The organism is Streptomyces sp. NPDC059010, assembly GCF_042740355.1.
Lineage (GTDB): Bacteria > Actinomycetota > Actinomycetes > Streptomycetales > Streptomycetaceae > Streptomyces.
Genome location: NZ_JBHYJA010000004.1, coordinates 290,023 through 307,678, shown reverse-complemented (window position 1 = coordinate 307,678; position 17,656 = coordinate 290,023). Strand labels below are relative to the sequence as shown.

Genomic DNA, 17,656 nt, shown 5'->3' with positions numbered 1-17,656 from the left:
CCACACCCCCACACCACCCCCACACCCACCGCCGCCCTCGGCTGAGTGGTGTGCCGCGCACCCGCCCCCCCGCCCCCCCCCCCGCCACTGGGCTGGGCTTGCACACCTTCCAGCCGTCTTCGGTGTTGCGATCCTCGGTCGCTCGGGAGGACGACCGCCGCTGCGTGAGCTACGGGCGTGTCTCGCTCGATGAGCAGTTGCGATCCTCGACCGCCCCGCCGGGCGACCGCCACTTCCACCATGTCGATCATGGCCATACCCATGGCGGTGTTGCGATCCTCGGTCACCCCGGAAGGCAACCACCACTTTAGGCGGCTGCGGGACAAGTTCCGGTTCAGTCGCTGCGGAGAGCGATCGCCACGACCAGGCCCTTCGAGAAGATGAACGTGTCCCTGAAGCTGCGATCCTCGATCGTCCCGGAAGACGACCGCCACCATCGGCGTGCTCGGGCCGGCGCCGTGGGTGCCGACGTTGCAATCCTCGGTCGCCCCAGAGAGCAACCGCCACTTCCCGCGAGCCCGGCCGAGCCGAGCAAGATATCGGTGTTGCGATCTTCGGTCACACCGGAAGGCGACCCCCACCCCCGGGTCCCGAATTCGCTCCGGACCGGAGCAGGAGGAGTTGCGATCCTCTGGCGCCCTGGAAGGCGACCGCCACGCCGTTCTGGCAGTTGAGCGCGTCGGGGTCGTAGTCGTTGCGATCCTCGGTCACCCCAGAGGGCGACCGCCACGGTGCGCTTGCGCGTGTGACAGCTCGGCTGGACCGTGATTGCGATCCTCGGTCGTCCTAAGTGCGACCGCCACCCGGTGGTTGATGGCCTTGTGCCACGCCTCATTCGGCGTTGCGATGCTCGGTCGCCCCTGATGGCGACCACCACCCGTGTGCTCCAGGTCGATCACGCGGCCGTCGGTGAGGTTGCGATCCTCGATCGCCTCGGAAGGCGACCGCCACCGCCGACGTGCGGTTCATCGCGCCCTACATATGGCTGTTGCGATCCTCGGCCGCGCCTGAGGACGACCGCCACCGCGACGCTCGGCGAGGATGACCAGCGTGTTCGCGGTGTTGCGATCCTCGGGGCGTTGGCTATGTACAGCCCCCTTGTCGAGCAGGTTGCGAGCCTCGGTCGCTCCGGAGAACGACCGCCACCGGTGTAGAGCTAGTCGCCCCTCGCTCCGCGGACGCGGCTGCGATCCTCGGTGCGCCCCGTAGAGCGACCGCCGCAATTCGCTCTTGGCCACGACGAAGCCAGTCGCCCCGTTGCAATCCTCAGCCACCCCGGAAGGCGACCGCCACCAAGTTCGCCGGATGGAAAAACGGCACCCCCATGCAGTTGCGATCCTCGGTCGCCCCGGAGCGCGACCGCCACCCGCTGCGACACGGACGTGGAAGCAGTGTGGACATGGTTGCGATCCTCGGTCGTCCTGTAGGACGACCGCCACCAGGCCACGGCGGGCCAGCACCAGGTCGGAGTGACGGTCCATCCTCGGTCGCCCTGGAGGACAACGGCCACTCAACTCCGAGCGCATGCTCATCGTCGGCATCGCAGGATTGCTACCCTCGGTCGCCTCGAAGGGCGACCACCACCCGGTCCTGCGATCTGGTCCGTCTTCCAGACCGCATCGTTGCGATCCTCGGTCACTCGTGAGGGCGACCGCCACTCCTGTTCGTCCCGCCCACGCCGCCGGCCCGCACCGTTGCCCTCCTCAATCGCCCCGGAGGGCGACTGCCACGAAGGCGGTCGGGACGTCGTTCGGCGCGACCTTGGTGTTGCGATCCTCGGTCACCCCGGAGGGCAACCGCCACCACTTGCCGTTGAGGTAGCCGTTGGTCCCGTCGCAGTTGCGATCCTCGGTCGCCCCAGAGGGCAACCGCCACGACGACCCATACTGGCACGCGTGTGGCCAGAGTTGTCGCGATCCTCGGTCGCCGTAGAGCGACCGCCGCGTGGGGTTGGGAGTGTTGTTGGACTCGAGAATGTCGTTACGGTCCTGGGGGACCCCCCAGCGTGTAACCCGCCCCCCCCCCCCCTCAGTCGCGCCCGCGGCGCTGGGGGTGGGGTGGGGGGGGGCGCGCTGTCCCCCGCCCCCCTCGCGGGGTGGGGGCCCCCATTCGTTACGATGGGGCGCCCCTTTGTCGTACGACAGGACTCCGCGTCAGTCGATCGACGGCTTCTCTCGGCGTTCCGAGGCAGTGCCGCCGTTGCCTGAACCGCCGCCCAGGCCGCCCAGGTTGCCCATGGCTCCGGAGAGGCCCTTCAGGGCGTCGCCGATTTCGCTGGGGACGATCCAGAGCTTGTTGGCATCGCCCTCGGCGATCTTCGGGAGCATCTGGAGGTACTGGTAGGACAGGAGCTTCTGGTCCGGGTCGCCGGCGTGGATCGCCTCGAAGACCGTGCGGACCGCCTGGGCCTCGCCTTCCGCGCGCAGGGCGGCTGCCTTGGCCTCACCTTCGGCGCGCAGGATCTGGGACTGCTTCTCACCTTCGGCGGTGAGGATGGCGGCCTGGCGCGTACCTTCGGCGGTGAGGATCGCGGCGCGCTTGTCACGGTCGGCGCGCATCTGCTTCTCCATCGAGTCCTGGATGGAGGTGGGCGGTTCGATCGCCTTCAGCTCGACTCGGTTGACGCGGATGCCCCACTTGCCGGTGGCCTCGTCGAGGACGCCGCGCAGGGCCGCGTTGATCTCCTCGCGGGAGGTCAGGGTGCGTTCGAGGTCCATGCCGCCGATGATGTTGCGGAGCGTGGTGACCGTGAGCTGCTCGATCGCCTGGATGTAGCTGGCGACTTCGTAGGTGGCGGCGCGCGCGTCGGTCACCTGGTAGTAGATGACCGTGTCGATGTTCACGACCAGGTTGTCCTGGGTGATCACCGGCTGCGGCGGGAACGGCACGACCTGTTCACGCAGGTCGATGCGGTTGCGGATGGTGTCGATGAACGGGACCACGATGTTGAGGCCCGCGTTGAGTGTCCGCGTGTAGCGACCGAAGCGCTCGACGATGGCCGCGCTCGCCTGCGGGATGACCTGGATCGTCTTGATCAGGGCGATGAAGACCAACACCACCAGAATGATCAGGACGATGATGACCGGTTCCATCGTCGTTCCCCGTACCCCTTCTCCACTGCGTCAACTTCGGCAACTTCGGCAGATCTTATGTTTGTTGAAGATCTTGCTGGTCGAGTCTGACAGACCGTCGCGTACCCCGTGGCGCGTTCGCGCCAGTTACGTCGTGCGAGGTCACGGTGCGAGGTTCACATGACGATGGCCGTGGCCCCCTCGATGTCCACGACGTCCACTTCCTGGCCCACCTCGTAGGCGCGTTCTGTGTCGAGGGCGCGGGCCGACCAGACCTCTCCGGCGAGCTTGATCCGGCCGCCGGAGGCGTCGACGCGCTCCAGTACGACGGCCTGTTTTCCCTTCAACGCATCGATGCCGGTGGCGAGTTGGGGCCGTTGTGCCCGTTGCCGGTTCGCGATGGGGCGTACGACGGCGATGAGTGCGGTCGAGATGACGACGAAGGCCACGACCTGGATGACGGCACCACCGCCGAAGAGGCCGGCGACCACCGCGGCCGCGACGGCGCCCACCGCCAGCATGCCGAGTTCGGGCATCGCGGTGATCACAAGCCCGATGCCGAGCGCTGCTGCGCCGATCAACCACCAAACCCACGCGTCGATTTCCACCTGGTCATGGTATGACCGCGGGCCCTGTCGCCGACAGGGCGCCGATCAGTTTGAAGGCCGTTCTTACCGGTGCTTCGCGGGGTGAAGGGCAGCGTCAGGAGAGAGGGAGGCCCTGTGCGGTCCAGCGTTCGCCGACCTGCTCGACGACGAGGGGGAGGCCGAAGCAGAGGGAGAGGTTGCGGGAGGTGAGTTCGAGCTCCATGGGACCGGCGGCGAGGACCTTGCCCTGACGGATCATCAGGACGTGGGTGAAGCCCGGGGGGATCTCCTCGACGTGGTGGGTGACCATGAGCATCGAGGGGGCGATCGGGTCGCGGGCCAGGCGGCCGAGTCGGCGGACGAGGTCCTCGCGGCCGCCGAGGTCGAGGCCGGCGGCGGGCTCGTCGAGGAGGAGCAGCTCGGGGTCGGCCATCAGGGCGCGGGAGATCAGGGTGCGCTTGCGCTCGCCCTCGGAGAGGGTGCCGAACTTCCGGTCGAGATAGTCGCTCATACCGAGGCGGTCGAGGAAGGCGCGGGCGCGCTGCTCGTCGATCTCCTCGTAGTCCTCGTTCCAGGTGGCGGTCATACCGTAGGCGGCGGTCAGCACGGTCTGCAGGACCGTCTGGCGCTTGGGCAGCTTCTCGGTCATGGCGATGCCGGCCACGCCGATGCGCGGGCGCAGCTCGAAGACGTCGGTGCCGGGCTTGCCGAGGGTCTCGCCGAGGATGGTCGCGGTGCCCTTGGTCGGGTAGAGGTAGCTGGAGGCGACGTTCAGGAGGGTGGTCTTGCCGGCGCCGTTCGGGCCGAGGATGACCCAGCGCTCGCCCTCCTTGACCGACCAGGAGACCTGGTCCACCAGAGCCCGGCCCTCACGGACCACGGATACGTCCTGAAGCTCCAGAACATCGCTCATGAGCGCGTTGTCTCCCCTTGCAGTGTGACCGGTGTCGGCGTCTCGGCGGCTAGGCGTCTCGGTGGTCGCGTGCGCCGGTGGGCGCAGCCCTCAACGAAATCTACGCCACCGGTCCACCGCTTCATTCCATCGGTCCTGTCCTTAGGGTGGGGGCATGCTCTCGGAACCACGTTCAGGACGCCTTGCCGCTTGGGGAAATGCCCTTTTGGCCGGACTTGTCTCGCCGGATGACGCTGTGCACGAGATCGTCGGGGACGACGCGGTGCACCGGGTCGAGGGGCTGCCCGGTGAGGCGGCGCCCGTCGGGCTCACGCTGGCGCTGGGTCGGCTGCGGGCGCTGGGGGCGACGGGGCTGCGGATCGCGCTGCCGGCGCCCGGACATCCGCTGGGGTTGAGCGGGCCTCCGGAGTTCAACGCGCGGGCGATGGATGCCGAGGAGGCGGTGGTCTGCCACGGCGCCGCGTTCGGGCTGGTGCCGGAGGTGTACGAGGCCGGGCCGGACGGTGATGTGCATGTCGAGGTCGTCTGGCAAGTGCTGTCGGTGCGGGAGGCGCCGCCCGCGGATGTGCCGTCGCTGGGTGAGGCCGAGCGGGAGCTGGCGGAGGCGCTGCGGGACGCCACCGCGGTGTTGTCGCGGCTGGACGTCGCCGGGTCGGGGCCGATGGCGGAGGCGGCGATCGACGCCTATCGGGCGCGGGCCGAGCGGGGGCGGGAGGTGTTGGCGCCGGGGTATCCGCCTCGGGCGGTGCGGGTGCTGGAGCTGGCTCAGCGGGTGGGGTTGTTGATCTCGCTGGCGCAGGAGAACGGGCACGGGGGTGCGGTGAGCTCCGCCGAGATGGGGGCGCGGGCGGAGGCGTTGCGGCCGGTGGAGCGGGTGGCTCGGCGCGCGCAGGTCGCTGCGTACAACTCCGTTGTGGAGGAGCGGGAGCGGGGCGTCAGGTGAAGCGCTGAGTCGTGGTGGCCGGTGTTGGTGTGCCCGTTGGCCGGGGGCTCCGCCCCCCAGACCCCCGTATCGGCCTGAACGGCCTCGTCCTCAAACGCCGGACGGGCTGATTTTCGCCGACCTGCGCCGAAAACGCAGACCGGCCTCCCGGGGTGCCCGGGAGACCGGAGGTCACTGCTTGCTTCGGGGGTCGTCAGTGGTTGACGGCCAGGTTGCCGAAGGCGGGGTTCATGACGCCGACGACGTTCACGCTGTTGCCCGAGACGTTGACCGGGACCTTGACCGGGACCTGGACCACGTTGCCGGAGCCTACGCCCGGGGAGCCGATGGCCTCGCCGTTGGCCTGGCCGGTGGCGGAGGCCATTCCGGCGCCGGCGGCCAGCAGGCCACCCGCCACCATCGTCACGGCCGCTGCCTTCTTCAGGTTCTTCACTTCTGAGCCCTCCTTGCGACTGCCGCGGCAGTCGCCGCAGCACGCACTGGAGAACGGCGGAGATCCACGAAGGATGCGCCATCTGGGGGACATTCCCACGACGGTATGAATCTCAGTCCGGAGCGGAACGCTCCGAATTGCCGAGCGTCATGTCCTGCGGAGAACGTTTCAGCCGGTCACGCCATGGCGTACGGCCCACAGCGCGGCCTGGGTGCGGTCCGCGAGGTCGAGCTTCATCAGGATGTTCGAGACGTGCGTCTTGACGGTCTTCTCCGACAGGACGAGGGCTCTGGCTATCTCACGGTTCGAGCGGCCGTCCGCGATCAGGCCGAGCACCTCGCGCTCCCGCTCTGTCAGCGAACCCCCTCTCCCCTGCCCGGAGTTGGCCTCCTCCTGGGACAGCAGGGCGCCCGCGACCTCGGGCTGGAGCAGGATGTGGCCGGCGTGGACCGAGCGGATGGCTCCGGCGAGGGCGTCCGGGTCCACGTCCTTGTAGACGTAACCGGCGGCGCCCGCGCGCAGGGCCGGGATCACCGTGCGCTGCTCGGTGAAGCTGGTGACGATCAGCACGCGCGCGGGGTTGTCCAGCTCGCGGAGCTTGCGCAGGGCGTCGACGCCGTCCATGCCCGGCATCTTGACGTCCATCAGCACGACGTCCGGCTTCAGTTCCTCCGCGCGGGCCACTCCCTCGGCGCCGTCGGCCGCCTCGCCCACGACCTCGATGTCGTCCTGTACTTCGAGGAAGGTGCGCAGGCCCCGGCGGACCACCTGGTGGTCGTCGACGAGCAGCACCCTGATTGCGTCAGCCACCGGGGACCTCCATCTCGATCGTGGTGCCCTTGCCGGGCGCCGATTCCACGGTCAGCGTGCCGCCGACCCCGCTCGCGCGGTCCCGCATGGAGACCAGGCCGAGGTGGCGTCCGGCGCGGCGTATCGCCTTCGGGTCGAAGCCGTTGCCGTCGTCCGTGACCCGCAGGACGGCTCCGCTGCCGCGCCGGTCCAGCGTCACGTCGACGTGTTCGGCCTCGGAGTGCCGCAGGGCGTTGTGCAGGGCCTCCTGGGCGACGCGCAGCACGGCCTCCTCCTGGGAGGCGGGCAGGGCCTTCACACCGCGGCCGGCGAAGGTCACGCGTGCGGTGTGGGCGCGGTCCAGGACCTGGATCTGGGTGCGCAGGGTGGCGACGAGGCCGTCCTCGTCGAGGGCGGCGGGGCGCAACTCGACGACCGCGGCGCGCAGTTCGTCGGCGGCCTCGGCGGCGAGCGCGGCCACCTGGTGCAGCTCGCCCTTGGCACGGGACGGGTCTCGGTCGATCAGGGCGGTGGCCGCCTGGGCCGTCAGGCGCAGGGAGAACAGCTTCTGGCTGACCGCGTCGTGCAGTTCGTGGGCGAGGCGTGAGCGTTCCTCGGCGATGGTCAGTTCGCGGCTGCGCTCGTAGAGGCGGGCGTTGGTGAGGGCGATCGCGGCGTGCTGGGCGAGGATCCCCAGCAGTTCCTCGTCCTCCTCCGTGAAGCCGCAACTGCCCTCCGGTTTGGGGCAGTTCTTGTTGGCCAGGAACAGTGCGCCGATGACCTCGTCGTCGTCACGGATCGGCAGGCCCAGGAAGTCCGACATGTCGGGGTGTGCCGACGGCCAGCCCTCGAAGCGGGGGTCCTTGCGGACGTCGGCGAGGCGCTCGACCTTGGCCTCCTGAAGCATCGCGGCGAGGATGCCGTGCTGGCGGGGCAGCGGGCCGATGGCCTTCCACTGCGCGTCGCTGACCCCGTCGACCACGAACTGGGCGAAGCCGCCGTGGTCGTCCGGCACGCCGAGGGCGGCGTACTGCGCGTCGAGCAGCTCGCGGGCCGAGGCGACGATCGTCTTGAGGACGTCGCGCACCTCCAGATGCCTGCTCATGGCCAGCAACGCGGAGCTCACCGCGGCTAGGCCGGACCTGGGGCCTTGACTCATGCCCTCACCGTACCGGCGGGGTGTGACAGCCGGATCGGACCTGTGGCGCGGTCGGCCGGGGCGGGGGACCTAGGCCTTGGGTCGCAGATTCGGCGGCGTAGGGCGAAAGGCCCCCGGTGTGCGGCGTAGGTCGAAGGGCCCCGGGACTTTGCGGCCCGCGTCCGAGGCGGGGGCCGCGTCCCGGTTCCTACGTTGAGGGCATCGCCGATCGGAGGCGGTCTTGGACGAGGGGACGGTTGTCATGCCGGTAGCGATCATCACGGGGGCCTCGAAGGGGCTGGGGCGAGCGCTCGCCGAGGGACTGGCCGGGCGGGGCTGGGATCTGGTGCTGGACGCCAGAACGGCGGAGGTCCTGGAAGAGACGGCGTCCGGGCTCCGGGAATTGCACGGCACGCGCGTGACGGCGGTGCCGGGGGACGTCACGGACGCCGCGCACCTGGCCGAGCTGGTGGCGGCCGCGTGGCGGCTGGGCGGCCTCGACCTGCTGGTGAGCAATGCCAGCGCGCTGGGCGCGGAGCCGCTCGTACGGCTGGACGCGCTGCCGCCGGAGGGGCTGCGGCGGGCGCTGGAGGTGAACGTGGTCGCCGCGCTGGCCCTCGTCCAGGAGGCGCTGCCGCTGCTGCGGGCGTCCGGGGAGGGAGCCGTGATCACGGTGAGCTCGGACGCGGCTGCCGAGGCGTACGAGACATGGGGCGGGTACGGGGCGTCGAAGGCCGCGCTGGACCATCTCGCGGCGGTGCTCGGCGCGGAGGAGCCCGGGCTGCGGGTCTGGGCGGTCGACCCCGGGGACATGGCCACGGACCTGTACGCGGCGGCCGTACCGGACGACGCGGATCCGCGGCCGGCGCCGGCCGGTGTGGTGCCGGCCTTCCTGCGGCTGCTGGACGAGCGTCCGGTGAGCGGGCGGTACGGGGCTCCCGCGCTGTTGGAGGGGCGGCGATGACGCTGGCGGTGAGGGTGCCGGAGGAACTGTCGGCGCGGGTGCCGGCCGAGCAGCGTGGGCCGGGGCTGGACCGGGATGCCGTACGGCTGCTGGTGTCGCGGGGCAGCGAGGTGTCGCATCACGCGTTCGGTGAGCTGCCGCTGCTGCTGCGGGCCGGGGATCTGCTGGTCGTCAACACGTCGGAGACGCTGGCCGCGGCCGTGGACGGGTGGATCGGGCACGCGCGTGTGGTGGTGCACTTCTCCACGCGCGGGGACGACGGGCGGTGGGCCGTTGAGCTGCGGGATCCCGATGAGCGGGGCACCACGCGCGCGCGTGCGGGCGGGCCCGCGGGGACTGAGGTGCGGCTGCCGGGTGGGTTCCGGCTGGTGCTGGAGGAGCCGCTGAGTGCGCGGAGCGCGCGGCTGTGGTGGGCGCGGGTGGCCGGGTCCCGGCAGGGGGCGGGTGAGGACGCTCAGGGGGCGGCAGGGGTTCTGGGGCTGATGCGTGAGCACGGGCGGCCGATCCGGTACGCGTACACGGAGCGGGACCAGCCGTTGTCGGCGTACCAGACGGTGTTCGCGCTGCCGTCGGCCGACGGTGCGGGCAGTGCGGAGATGCCGAGCGCGGCGCGGCCCTTCACGGTGCGGATGGTGACGGAGCTGGTGAGCCGGGGTGTGCAGTTCGCGCCGATCACGCTGCACACCGGCGTGGCCTCGGCCGAGGCGCACGAGCCGCCGTATCCGGAGCGGTTCGCGGTGCCGGAGGCGTCGGCCCGGCTGATCAACGCGGTCAAGGCGGGGGACGGCCGGGTCGTCGCGGTCGGGACGACGGCCGTGCGGGCGGTGGAGTCGGCGGCGGACGCCGACGGGGTCGTACGCGCGCGTGCAGGGTGGACGGACCTCGTCGTCACCCCGGAGCGCGGGGTCCGGGTGGTGGACGGGCTGCTGACCGGGCTGCACGAGCCGGAGGCCTCGCATCTGCTGATGCTGGAGGCGGTCGCGGGGGGAGCCGCGATCGACCGCGGGTACGAGGCGGCGCTACGGGAGCTCTACCTCTGGCACGAGTTCGGCGACGTGCATCTCATCCTGCCGTCGGAGCCCCCTCACTCAGAGCATTGCTCTAGCAACTGCCGGTGAGACCGTCACGGGCCCGCTGTGAGCCCGCACATAGGGCGCAGATCACGTACGAAAGTCCGTAGTAGTCACAGGCGTCCCTTTTGAGCGGCGCAGACAGTCCTGTCTATCCTATTTTGCCCTTCACGGGTCCACTATCGAGGATCGTACGTCACACCTTTGCCACGCAATTTTGCGGCCGCTAAGAATGGCTCTCGTCGCTCAACGCCGCGGGTTCTGCCCGCGGCGTTTGTGCCGGAAGCACCCGTGTCCCCCGCCGGACAGCGAGCGACCTCCGCGCTATTCGAAGAGGTCCATCTGCCATGCTCAAGAACACCAAGAACCGTGGTCTCGGCCGTGCCATTACCAAGCGTCAGAAGATCGCGATCGCCGGTGTCACCACTCTCGGTGCCGCCGCCCTGGCCATCTCCGCCGTACCCGGTAACGCCCAGACGACCACGGCCGAAGCCCCCACGGGCAAGGTGGCCTACAGCAATGAGCAGATCAAGGACGTCAAGGGCAGCGTCACCGACCAGCTCGCCCGCGACAGCGTGAAGGCCCAGGAGATGTCGGCCAAGCACAAGGCCGCCGTCGCCGCCGCCAAGCACCGCGCCGCCGTCGCCGCCGCCAAGCACCGGGCCGCCAAGGCCACCGCCGCCAAGAAGAAGGCCGAGGCGGAGCGCAAGGCGAAGGAGGCCGCGAGCCGGTCCGCCAAGCGCATACAGGTCAAGCCGGTCGCGGCCAAGACCTACGCGAACAACCTCGACGGCTGGATCCGTGAGGCCCTGGACATCATGAAGAAGCACAACATCCCGGGCACCTACGACGGTCTGTACCGCAACACCATGCGGGAGTCCTCGGGCAACCCGAACGCCATCAACAACTGGGACATCAACGCCCAGAACGGCATCCCGTCGATCGGTCTGCTCCAGGTCATCAAGCCGACCTTCGACGCCTACCACGTCCCGGGCACGGCCTTCAGCCAGTACGACCCGGTCGCCAACCTCACCGCCGCCGCCAACTACGCGGCCGACCGGTACGGCTCGATCGACAACGTCAACAGCGCGTACTGAGCGAGGTAGCGCGGGCCTCTGATCCGTACGCCGAAGGGCGGCACCCTCCTGACGAGGTGCCGCCCTTCGGGCGTCGTACGGCAGAGACCGCTCGTACGACAGGGACTACTACTTGCGCATGACCTCGGGCTCGTGGCGGCGCAGGAAGCGGGCCACGAAGAAGCCGCAGATCACGCCGAGGGCGATCAGGGCGAGCATGTCCATGGTCCAGGCGCCGACCGTGTGCTCCCACAGCGGGTCGTTGCTCTCGCCCTTGTCGGGCGGGCTGATCTTGTTGAAGTCCAGCGTGGCACCCGCGGCGCCCACCGCCCAGCGCGACGGCATCAGATACGAGATCTGGTTGGCGCCGATCGAGCCGTTGAGGGCGAACAGGCAGCCGGTGAACACGACCTGGATGATCGCGAACATGACCAGCAGCGGCATGGTCTTCTCGGCCGTCTTCACCAGCGCCGAGATGATCAGGCCGAACATCATCGAGCTGAAGCCCAGCGCCATGATCGGCACCGACAGCTCCAGCAGCGTCAGCTTGCCGAAGACAAGGCCCTCCTCCGGGATCTCCCGGCTCGCGAAGCCGATGACGCCGACCAGCAGGCCCTGGAGCACGGTGATGAAGCCGAGCACGAAGACCTTGGACATCAGGTACGCCGAGCGGGACAGGCCGGTGGCGCGTTCCCGCTCGTAGATGACCCGTTCCTTGATCAGCTCACGGACGGAGTTCGCGGCGCCGGCGAAGCAGGCGCCGACCGCGAGGATCAGCAGGACGGTGGTGGCCGTGCCGTTCGGGATGATGCGGCCGGTGGCGTTGGCCGGGTTCGGCAGCAGGCCCTTGCCCGAGTCGATGAGCAGGCTCACCGCGCCGAGGACGGCCGGCAGGATCACCATCAGGGCCAGGAAACCCTTGTCGGAGGCGATCACCGACGTATAGCGGCGCACCAGCGTGACGAACTGCGACATCCAGCCCTGCGGCTTCGGCGGGCGCATCGCCTGCATCGGCGGCATCTGTACGGACTGCGGCGCGATCGCGTCGATGTCCGCGGCGTACATCTGGTAGTGCTGCGAGCCCTTCCAGCGTCCCGCCCAGTCGTAGTCGCGGTAGTTCTCGAAGGCGGAGAAGACATCGGCCCAGGTGTCGTAGCCGAAGAAGTTCAGCGCCTCCTCGGGCGGACCGAAGTACGCCACCGAACCGCCCGGCGCCATCACCAGGAGCTTGTCGCACAGCGCCAGCTCGGCCACCGAGTGGGTGACGACGAGGACCGTGCGGCCGTCGTCGGCGAGACCGCGCAGCAGCTGCATGACATCGCGGTCCATGCCCGGGTCGAGGCCCGACGTGGGCTCGTCCAGGAAGATCAGGGACGGCTTGGTGAGGAGCTCCAGGGCCACCGAGACGCGCTTGCGCTGGCCGCCGGAGAGGGAGGTGACCTTCTTCTCCTTGTGGATGTCGAGCTTCAGCTCGCGCAGCACCTCGTCGATACGGGCCTCACGCTCGGCGCCCGTGGTGTCGGCCGGGAAGCGGAGCTTGGCCGCGTACTTGAGGGCCTTCTTGACGGTCAGCTCCTTGTGCAGGATGTCGTCCTGCGGGACCAGACCGATGCGCTGGCGCAGCTCGGCGAACTGCTTGTAGAGGTTCCGGTTGTCGTAGAGGACGTCGCCCTGGTTGGCGGGCCGGTAGCCGGTGAGCGCCTTGAGCAGGGTCGACTTGCCGGAGCCGGACGGGCCGATGACCGCGATGAGGGACTTCTCCGGGACGCCGAAGGAGACGTCCTTGAGGATCTGCTTGCCGCCGTCGACCGTGACGGTCAGATGGCGGGCCGAGAAGGAGACCTCACCGGTGTCGACGAACTCCTCAAGGCGGTCGCCCACGATCCGGAACGTGGAGTGACCGACACCGACGATGTCGGCGGGGCCCAGCAGCTGCGAGCCGCCCTTGGCGATCGGCTGGCCGTTGACGTAGGTGCCGTTGTGGGAACCGAGGTCGCGGATCTCCATACGGCCGTCGGGCGTCGAGTGGAACTCGGCGTGGTGCCGGGAGACCTGCAGGTCGGAGACGACCAGCTCGTTCTCCAGGGCACGGCCGATGCGCATGACGCGGCCGATCGCGAACTGGTGGAACGTGGTGGGGCTGCGGTCGCCGTAGACCGGCGGCGCCCCCGCGCCACCGCCGGGGCCCTGCTGCTGCGGCACCTTCGAGACGGACGGCTGCTGCGGCTGCTGCCAGCCGGCCTGCGGGGCCTGGTGCTGGGCCTGCTGCGGAGCCTGATGCGGTGCCTGCTGCTGCGGCGGCTGATGCTGAGCCGGAGCCTGCTGGGCCCAGCCGGGGTTCGCGCCCTGCGCGGCGTACGGCTGCTGTTGTGGCTGCTGCTGCGGCTGGGCCTGCGGCGAGGCGACGGAGGCCGCGGTGCCGGAGAGGTTCAGGCGCGGTCCGTCGGTTCCGTTGCCCAGGTGAACGGCCGAGCCCGGGCCGATCTCCAGGTGGTGGATGCGGTGGCCCTGCACGAAGGTGCCGTTGGTGCTGCCGTGGTCCTCCAGGACCCAACTGCGGCCGCTCCAGCTGATCGTGGCGTGCCGCCAGGACACCCTGGCGTCGTCGAACACGATGTCGCCCTGCGGATCGCGTCCGAGGGTGTAAGCCCTGGACGGATCGAGCGTCCAGGTCCGTCCATTGAATTCCAGTACGAGTTCCGGCACTCCATGCCCCACTGAGTAGTCCCCCGAGTTACCCCCAACACAGGGAGTCTAGGGATGTCGAACATCGTCGGGAACTATTTCAGGCTCCGCCCCCTGACTGAAAGTCGGGCCTTATGACTAGCACGCGCAGACGCTTCGACTGGTTCCGTTGACGGGGTTGAAACCAGCCCGGAGAGTGGTAATCCACGCGAGGGGGACATGCGCGGCGAGCCGGCCGCGCGGCGGATCGGGGGGTCTGCATGAGCGCGTCCACGAACGTCGAGAGCGCGAGGCACGGCACGCGGCTGCCGTGGGGAGACATCCTGCTGTCCGCGATCGCCTCCGTGAGCTGGGCGTTGATCGGGATGGCGGGCACGGCGGCGCTGGGACTGCATCTGCTGGGGGCGGACTCGGCGAGCTCCCTGGGCCCGATGACCGCGGCGGTGGTGGCCCTTGGGGCGGGGGGTTCCGTCACACCGTCCGGTGATGTGTCCGCTTTCGGATTGACGGGCGCGGAGGCGGCGACCGCCATCGAGATCACGCCACTCGGCGTGAGCCTGGTCGGTGCGGTCCTTTTGTCCTGGTTCTTCTTACGGTCCCTGCGAAGCGCGGGAGTTGTGATCGCACCGGCCGAACTCCTCGCACGCGCGGGCGCGGTGGTCGCGGTGTTCGTGGCGACGCTGGGCGGGCTGGCCTGGGCGGGGCACGACGTCATCACCATCGACGGGAGCTCGCTGGGCCTCGACGACCTGCCGGGAGGCGGCGGGGGCGGTGGCGGTATCGAGATCCCCGGCCTCGGCGACGTCGGGGACATCGGCGGACTGCTGCCCGACCAGATCGGCGACCTCATCGACGCGAAGGCGGCGGTCGGCTTCACCGTGGACACGGCACCGACCCTGCTGGGCGGCATGGGCTGGTCCGCCGGCATCCTGCTGATCGCCCTGCTGGCCTCGCGCCGCGCCCCGCTGCCCCGCGGCTGGGACGCCGTGCACCGTGTCGCACGGCCCGCCGCATCCGCCCTCGTCACGGTGCTGCTGGTCGCGGTCGCGGCCGGGCTCGCGGCGGCGGCGTACGCGGCGATCGGCGACGACCACCCCAAGCGCATCGCGGGCGCCGCCCTGCTGGGTGCCCCTAACGGCGTATGGCTCGGCATCCCGATCGGCCTGTTCGTACCGTTCGACGGCAGGGCCACGGGGGTGCTTGCCGGCCTGCTGCCGGATCCGCTGGACGACCTGCTGAACAGCGGTGAGGACCAGTCCGTGACGCTGGGCAGGCTGGCGGAGCTGGACGGGCGGGTATGGCTGCTGGGCGTCGCGGCGGCGGTGATGATGCTGCTCGCGGGGGTGCTGACGGCTGTGCGGACGCCGGTGGTGCATGGGGGCGTACGGGATCCGGGGGCCCTTCGTTTCGCCGGGCGGTGTGCGCTGCGGCTCGGTGTCGCCACGGCGTTGGCGCTGCCGTTGCTCGCGTGGCTGACCGAGGTGTCCGTGGACGCCTCGCTGTCGGTGCTGGGCTTCGACGCGTTCGGCGCCGGGGTGCGGCTTGAGGGGAACCTCGGGATGGCGCTGGTCCTAGGGGCGGCGTGGGGCGCGGGGGCGGGTGCCGCGGGAGCGCTGCTGGCCCGGGCCACCGGGGCCGCGGGGCAACGGGCGACTGCGGCGGCGCGGGGCGAGGTGGCCCTGGCTGCTGCGAGGCCGGATGCCGCGGGAGTGGCAGGCAGTGCGGGTACGACGGCCACGGCGGCGGAGGGTGCCGGGGGCACGTCGTCTGCGAGCGGGTCCGGGCCGTACGCACCCGGCACGCCGTACCGGCCGCCGAACCCGGCGACGAACCCCTACCTGCGCGTACCGGACGAACTGCGTGAGCCGGAGGACGCGCGTCCGCCGGGCTCGGACGGGCCTTCCGGGGGCGCGGGGGCGCCCGGTGGGGCGCGCGGAGCCGACGGGAGGGGGGAGCGCGACGCAGGGTGGGGGCGCGATGCGCGGTCGAGGCGCGATGCGAGGTCGGGAGGTGATGGCCGGTCGGGACGCGATGAGTGGTCGGGGCGTGATGAGTGGTCGGGGGGCGACAGGCGGTCGGGACGCGAGGAGGCATGGCGACCAGGTGAGCGGCGGTCCGGTGAGCCGCCGCGCGGTGCCCCACGGTCCGGTGCCCCGGGATCCGGTGCCCCGGGATCCGGTGCCCCGCGATCCAGCGCCCCTCAGCCCGGTGCCCCTCAGTCCGGTCAGCGGCGCTCCGATCAGCGGCCTTCCGATCAGCCGCCCGCCGACTCGCCGCCCCCCGGTGGCAGCGACGTGTACGGCGCGCCCACGGTCGCCCGGCCGATCGGGCCGCCGTCCCGGCCGTCCCGGCCTTCTCGGCGGCGTGGGAACCGGTCGTCGTCCGGGGCGGACGAAGGACCGATGCCTCCGCCACCGCCGCCGCCGTCTCCACCACCGCCTCCTCCCCCGCCGCCGCCGCCGAGGAAGCCGTAAGCGGCTGGGCCCACGGATGCCGCCGTGCCGTTTCACAGGTGCTGGTGCAGCCGTGGCCGGAACGTAAGGCCCCCGCCACCCGAGCGACACCCAGTGTTCCGTGTCCGCTAGACGGACCTCAGGGGCGCCAGGCACTGAGTGCCGGATACGGTGGAAGCACCATGAGCGCTTCGCAGACCTCCGACACACCCACACTTCTCGTCAAGATCTTCGGGAAGGACAGGCCGGGAATCACTGCCGGCCTCTTCGACACGCTGGCCGCCTACTCCGTCGACGTGGTCGACATCGAGCAGGTCGTCACCCGTGGCCGGATCACGCTGTGCGCGCTCGTGACGCAGCCTCCCGCCGGAACGGAGGGGGACCTGCGGGCGACCGTCCACAGCTGGGCGGAGTCGATGAGGATGCAGGCGGAGATCATCTCCGGCCTGGGCGACAACCGGCCGCGTGGCGTCGGACGCTCCCTGGTGACCGTGCTCGGACACCCGCTCACCGCCGAGGCGACGGCCGCGATCGCCGCCCGGATCACCAAGTCCGGCGCCAACATCGACCGTATCTTCCGGCTCGCCAAGTACCCCGTGACGGCGGTGGAGTTCGCGGTGTCCGGTGTGGAGACCGAGCCGCTGCGCACCGCCCTGGTGACCGAGGCGGCGGCACTGGGTGTCGACGTCGCCGTCGTCGCCGCCGGGCTGCACCGGCGCGCCCAGCGGCTGGTCGTGATGGACGTGGACTCCACACTGATCCAGGACGAGGTGATCGAGCTCTTCGCCGCGCATGCCGGCTGCGAGGACAAGGTGGCCGAGGTGACGGCGGCCGCGATGCGCGGGGAGCTGGACTTCGAGCAGTCCCTGCACGCGCGCGTGGCGCTGTTGGAGGGGCTGGACGCCTCGGTGGTGGAGAAGGTGCGCAGCGAGGTGCGGCTGACGCCGGGTGCGCGCACACTGATTCGTACGCTGAAGCGGCTGGGCTACCAAGTGGGGGTCGTCTCGGGTGGGTTCACGCAGGTCACCGATGATCTCAAGGAGCGGCTCGGGCTCGATTTCGCCCAGGCCAACAAGCTGGAGATCGTCGACGGCAAGCTCACCGGCAAGGTGACCGGGGAGATCGTGGACCGGGCGGGCAAGGCACGGCTGCTGCGCCGGTTCGCCGCCGAGGCGGGGGTTCCGCTGTCCCAGACGGTGGCGATCGGTGACGGCGCGAATGATCTGGACATGCTCAACGCGGCCGGGCTCGGTGTCGCCTTCAACGCGAAGCCGGTGGTGCGGGAGGCCGCGCACACGGCGGTGAACGTGCCGTTCCTGGACACCGTCCTGTATCTGCTCGGCGTCACCCGGGAAGAGGTCGAAGCGGCCGACATGCACGACGAGGACTGACGGCCCCGCGCCTGAGCGCCTGTCTGCATCCTGATCGCCCATATGCACAGGGGCGGGGGGGGCGGGGCGGGGGGGGGGGGCGGGGGGGTGGGGGGTGAGATAAGTGGGGGGAGGGGGTGGGGAGAGTGTGGCGCCGGGGGGAG

14 protein-coding genes are annotated in these 17,656 nt (G+C 70.5%); 6 read left to right on the top strand and 8 right to left on the bottom strand.

Annotated elements, in window-relative coordinates; genetic code table 11:
- Positions 1–1,703 precede the first annotated feature (1,703 nt).
- The 4 genes from ACFWYS_RS06360 to ACFWYS_RS06345 form a co-directional block, all read right to left on the bottom strand.
- Positions 1,704–1,868 (bottom strand): hypothetical protein, encoded by a 165-nt coding sequence (locus tag ACFWYS_RS06360; protein ID WP_384764100.1) that lies wholly within the window; start codon positions 1,866–1,868, stop codon positions 1,704–1,706.
- 285 nt (positions 1,869–2,153) lie between these two features.
- Positions 2,154–3,092, bottom strand: coding sequence for an SPFH domain-containing protein (locus ACFWYS_RS06355; protein WP_384764097.1), 939 nt, complete (start codon positions 3,090–3,092; stop codon positions 2,154–2,156).
- A gap of 155 nt (positions 3,093–3,247) precedes the next feature.
- The gene (locus ACFWYS_RS06350; RefSeq protein ID WP_384764094.1) at positions 3,248–3,679 is read right to left on the bottom strand and encodes an NfeD family protein; all 432 of its coding nucleotides are present in this window, start codon (positions 3,677–3,679) and stop codon (positions 3,248–3,250) included.
- A gap of 94 nt (positions 3,680–3,773) precedes the next feature.
- Complete coding sequence (locus tag ACFWYS_RS06345; RefSeq protein ID WP_272122910.1) at positions 3,774–4,571, bottom strand: ABC transporter ATP-binding protein; 798 nt, start codon at positions 4,569–4,571, stop codon at positions 3,774–3,776.
- A gap of 154 nt (positions 4,572–4,725) precedes the next feature.
- Here ACFWYS_RS06345 and ACFWYS_RS06340 point away from each other — a divergent pair, with 154 nt between their 5' ends.
- Entirely contained in the window at positions 4,726–5,514 is a 789-nt protein-coding gene (locus tag ACFWYS_RS06340; RefSeq protein ID WP_384764090.1) for a hypothetical protein, read from the top strand.
- A gap of 193 nt (positions 5,515–5,707) precedes the next feature.
- On the opposite strand, the gene ACFWYS_RS06335 is transcribed toward ACFWYS_RS06340, so the two are convergent.
- From ACFWYS_RS06335 to ACFWYS_RS06325, 3 genes are all read right to left on the bottom strand, one after another.
- A complete protein-coding gene (locus ACFWYS_RS06335) occupies positions 5,708–5,947 on the bottom strand; it encodes a chaplin family protein (protein WP_384764088.1) in 240 nt (79 codons plus the stop codon).
- A gap of 168 nt (positions 5,948–6,115) precedes the next feature.
- Positions 6,116–6,757 (bottom strand): response regulator transcription factor, encoded by a 642-nt coding sequence (locus ACFWYS_RS06330; protein ID WP_062701235.1) that lies wholly within the window; start codon positions 6,755–6,757, stop codon positions 6,116–6,118.
- The gene (locus ACFWYS_RS06325; protein ID WP_384764084.1) at positions 6,750–7,895 is read right to left on the bottom strand and encodes a GAF domain-containing sensor histidine kinase; all 1,146 of its coding nucleotides are present in this window, start codon (positions 7,893–7,895) and stop codon (positions 6,750–6,752) included. Before ACFWYS_RS06325 ends, ACFWYS_RS06330 begins: the two co-directional genes overlap by 8 nt.
- A 241-nt stretch (positions 7,896–8,136) precedes the next feature.
- Here ACFWYS_RS06325 and ACFWYS_RS06320 point away from each other — a divergent pair, with 241 nt between their 5' ends.
- From ACFWYS_RS06320 to ACFWYS_RS06310, 3 genes are all read left to right on the top strand, one after another.
- Positions 8,137–8,838, top strand: a complete 702-nt coding sequence (locus ACFWYS_RS06320; RefSeq protein WP_384764081.1) for an SDR family NAD(P)-dependent oxidoreductase — start codon at positions 8,137–8,139, stop codon at positions 8,836–8,838.
- Positions 8,835–9,956 carry an S-adenosylmethionine:tRNA ribosyltransferase-isomerase gene (locus ACFWYS_RS06315; protein ID WP_384764078.1) on the top strand — a complete coding sequence of 374 codons (1,122 nt, stop codon included), beginning with the start codon at positions 8,835–8,837 and terminating at the stop codon, positions 9,954–9,956. Before ACFWYS_RS06320 ends, ACFWYS_RS06315 begins: the two co-directional genes overlap by 4 nt.
- Positions 9,957–10,255: 299 nt before the next feature.
- Complete coding sequence (locus tag ACFWYS_RS06310) at positions 10,256–11,005, top strand: transglycosylase SLT domain-containing protein (protein WP_384764075.1); 750 nt, start codon at positions 10,256–10,258, stop codon at positions 11,003–11,005.
- Positions 11,006–11,113: 108 nt separating this feature from the next.
- On the opposite strand, the gene ACFWYS_RS06305 is transcribed toward ACFWYS_RS06310, so the two are convergent.
- A complete protein-coding gene (locus ACFWYS_RS06305; RefSeq protein WP_384764072.1) occupies positions 11,114–13,690 on the bottom strand; it encodes an FHA domain-containing protein in 2,577 nt (858 codons plus the stop codon).
- Between the two features lie 239 nt (positions 13,691–13,929).
- On the opposite strand from ACFWYS_RS06305, the gene ACFWYS_RS06300 reads away from it, so the two are divergent.
- Entirely contained in the window at positions 13,930–16,143 is a 2,214-nt protein-coding gene (locus tag ACFWYS_RS06300; RefSeq protein ID WP_384764069.1) for a streptophobe family protein, read from the top strand.
- Between the two features lie 161 nt (positions 16,144–16,304).
- On the top strand, positions 16,305–17,513 hold the full coding sequence (serB, locus tag ACFWYS_RS06295; protein WP_384764066.1) for a phosphoserine phosphatase SerB: 1,209 nt from the start codon (positions 16,305–16,307) through the stop codon (positions 17,511–17,513).
- Positions 17,514–17,656: the final 143 nt, after the last annotated feature.